This is a genomic window from Streptomyces sp. URMC 127 (genome assembly GCF_051386535.1).
Lineage (GTDB): Bacteria > Actinomycetota > Actinomycetes > Streptomycetales > Streptomycetaceae > Streptomyces.
Genome location: NZ_JBPQTW010000384.1, coordinates 1 through 3,031, shown reverse-complemented (window position 1 = coordinate 3,031; position 3,031 = coordinate 1). Strand labels below are relative to the sequence as shown.

2 protein-coding genes and 1 pseudogene are annotated in these 3,031 nt (G+C 74.8%); 2 read left to right on the top strand and 1 reads right to left on the bottom strand.

Annotation, left to right across the window (positions count from 1 at the left end; genetic code table 11):
• Positions 1 to 234: pseudogene (locus tag ACSNOH_RS34255) on the bottom strand (hypothetical protein); the annotation flags it as partial.
• A 257-nt stretch (positions 235 to 491) separates the two neighbouring features.
• Between ACSNOH_RS34255 and ACSNOH_RS34250 the strand changes: the two are divergent.
• On the top strand, positions 492 to 2,159 hold the full coding sequence (locus ACSNOH_RS34250; protein ID WP_436725354.1) for an AMP-binding protein: 1,668 nt from the start codon (positions 492 to 494) through the stop codon (positions 2,157 to 2,159).
• Positions 2,160 to 2,179: 20 nt separating this feature from the next.
• Positions 2,180 to 3,028 carry a PaaX family transcriptional regulator gene (locus ACSNOH_RS34245; RefSeq protein ID WP_436725353.1) on the top strand — a complete coding sequence of 283 codons (849 nt, stop codon included), beginning with the start codon at positions 2,180 to 2,182 and terminating at the stop codon, positions 3,026 to 3,028.
• The last annotated feature ends 3 nt before the right edge of the window (positions 3,029 to 3,031 follow it).

The window sequence follows — 3,031 nt, the reverse complement described above, 5'->3', positions numbered from 1 at the left end:
GCCCCAGCTCAACGGGCCCTCGCGGCCGGCCCCCGCCCCGGCCGCCGTCGCCGATCCCGTGCCGGGGAACAGCCGTGCCAGCAGGCCGAGTTCGCCGAGCGCGGCGACGAGAGGCCGGTTGACGCGCCCCGGTTCGCCCGCGGCCGCGAGCGGGCGCAGCCGCTCCGCCGCGAGCGCGCGCAACTCCTCGCTGCAGGCGCGCTGTTGCGGGTCGATGGCGAACGGGGTGACCATGGGCGGCCCCTTCTGGTCGCTGAGGTCCACGGACTGCTCCTGCTCCGGTTCCTGCCGCGGTCCCTGCTTGCGGTTTCTGTTCCGGTTCCTGCTGCGGTCCCTGCTGTGATCCCTGCTTGCGGTGCTTCCGGGCTGCCTATCGCGCTGTGTTGACTGCCGTCACCAAGTCGCTACGCTGACAGCGGATCCGTACAGCTGGCAAGACCCCCGTTCACCTCATGTCACCGGCCGCGAGGGGGCGCACAGCGATGGCAGCCATGGAGCTCCGGCCCTCGGTCCATGCCGACACCTTCCCGCGCGACCACCTCCCGCCCGCCGGCGAGTGGCCCGACCTCCTCCTCGGCCCGCGCGACGGCACCCTGTCGGGCGTTCTCCCGGGCGCCCTTCCGGGCGTCCCCCCGGCCTACCCGGACCGGCTCAACTGCGGGACCGAGCTGCTCGACGCCACGATCGCCCGGCTGGGCCCCGACCGCCCCGCCGTGCACGACGGCCACGGAGGCCTCTGGACGTACGGCCAGCTCGCCGCCCACGTCGACCGGATCGCCCACACCCTCACCGGTGACCTCGGCGTCGTCCCCGGCAACCGCGTCCTGCTGCGCGGCCCCACCAGCCCCTGGCTCGCGGCCTGCTGGCTGGCCGTGATGAAGGCCGGGGCCGTGGCCGTCACCGTCCTGGCCGCGCAGCGCCCGCACGAACTCGCCACGATCTGCGGCCTCGCCCGCATCCGGCACGCCCTGTGCGACGCCCGCTCGCTCGACGGCCTCCCCACGCCGGAAGCGGGCCTGCACGTCACCCCCTACGGCGGTGACACCCCCGGTGACCTGCTGCGCCTGGCCGCGGACAAACCCCCATCGTATGCGGCCGCCGCCACCTCCGCGGACGACGTCGCCCTCATCGCCTTCACCTCCGGCACCACCGGACGCCCCAAGGGCTGCATGCACTTCCACCGCGACGTGCTCGCCATAGCCGACACCTTCTCCGCCCACGTCCTGCGGCCCGCCCCCGACGACGTCTTCGCCGGCAGCCCGCCCCTGGGCTTCACCTTCGGCCTCGGCGGCCTCGTCGTCTTCCCCCTGCGCGCGGGCGCCGCCACCCTCCTCACCGAATGGCGCGGCCCGGAGCGGCTCCTCGCCGACATCCGGCGCCACCGCGTCTCCGTCCTCTTCACCGCCCCCACCGCCTACCGCTCGATGCTGGAGCTGCTGGACGAACGGACCGGCGCGCACGACGTGTCCTCGCTGCGCCGCTGCGTCTCCGCCGGCGAGCACCTGCCCGCCGAGCTGTGGCACGCCTGGCACCGCGCCACCGGGCTGCGCGTCATCAACGGCATCGGCGCCACCGAGATGCTGCACATCTTCATCTCCGCCGCCGACGACGCGATCCGCCCCGGCACCACCGGCCTGCCTGTTCCCGGCTACGAGGCCCGTATCGTCGGCCCCGACGGCCGCCCCCTCCCGGACGGCGAACCCGGGCTGCTCGCCGTGCGCGGCCCCACCGGCTGCCGCTACCTCGCCGACGAGCGCCAGCGCGACTACGTGCGGGGCGGCTGGAACCTGACCGGCGACACCTTTGTCCGCGAGACCACGGGCCACTACCGCTACGTCGCCCGCGCCGACGACATGATCATCTCGGCCGGGTACAACATCGCGGGGCCCGAGGTCGAGGGGGTGCTGCTGCGCCACCCCGCCGTCCTGGAGGCGGCCGTCGTCGGGCGACCTGACGCGCGGCGTGGCGAGATCGTCGTCGCCTGCGTGGTCCTGAGAGACGGCGTGCCGCCGACGCCGGAAACCGCGGCGGAGCTGCGGGAGTTCACCAAAAAGGAGATCGTTCCCTACAAGTGCCCTCGCGAGATCGAGTTCCTGGCCGCCCTGCCCCGCACGCCCACCGGCAAGCTGCAGCGATTCCGGCTGCGTGAGGGCTCTTGACGGAGCTTTACAGTTTCCCCGTGACTGACCAGCAACCACTCCTTACCCTGCACACTCCCCGGTCCCTCATCGTCACGTTCTACGGCGCGTACGGCCGTGGGGGCGCCCGCCACGCGGCCGGCCGTCCCGTGCCGATCGCGGCCCTGATCCGGTTGCTGGGTGCCGTCGGCGTGGACTCGCCCTCGGTGCGGTCGGCCGTCTCGCGCCTCAAACGGCGCGGGCTGCTCGTCGCGGGCCGCACGGCCGGCGGCGCCGCGGGGTACGGGCTGTCGGACGCCGCCCGGGAGCTCCTCGACGACGGCGACCGGCGCATCTACGGCCGCGCCCCCGCCCGGACGGCCGGCGGCTGGCTCCTGGCGGTCTTCTCCGTCCCCGAGGAGGAGCGGCACAAGCGTCACCTGCTGCGCTCCCGGCTCGCCCGGCTCGGCTTCGGCACGGCGGCGCCGGGCGTGTGGATCGCCCCGGCGCACGTCCACGACGAGACGCGGCACACGCTGCAGCGGCTCGGACTCGCCTCGTACGTCGATCTGTTCAAGGGCTCGCACCTCGGCTTCGAGCCGACCGCGGAGGCGGTGGGCCGGTGGTGGGACCTCGCGTCCCTGGCCGCGCAGCACCGCGCGTTCCTCGCCGCGCACGAGCCGGTGCTGCGGCGGTGGGCGCGGCGGCGCGTGGTGCCGCCGCGGGAGGCGTACCGGGACTACCTCCTCGCCCTGGACTCGTGGCGGCACCTGCCGTACGCCGACCCGGGCCTGCCGGCGGGCCTCCTCCCGGCCGACTGGCCGGGGGTGCGGTCGGCACGGGTCTTCGGCGCGCTGCACGCACGCTTGCGGGAGGCGGGGGCGAGGTTCGTGGCGGGGGAGCTGGCGTAGGGG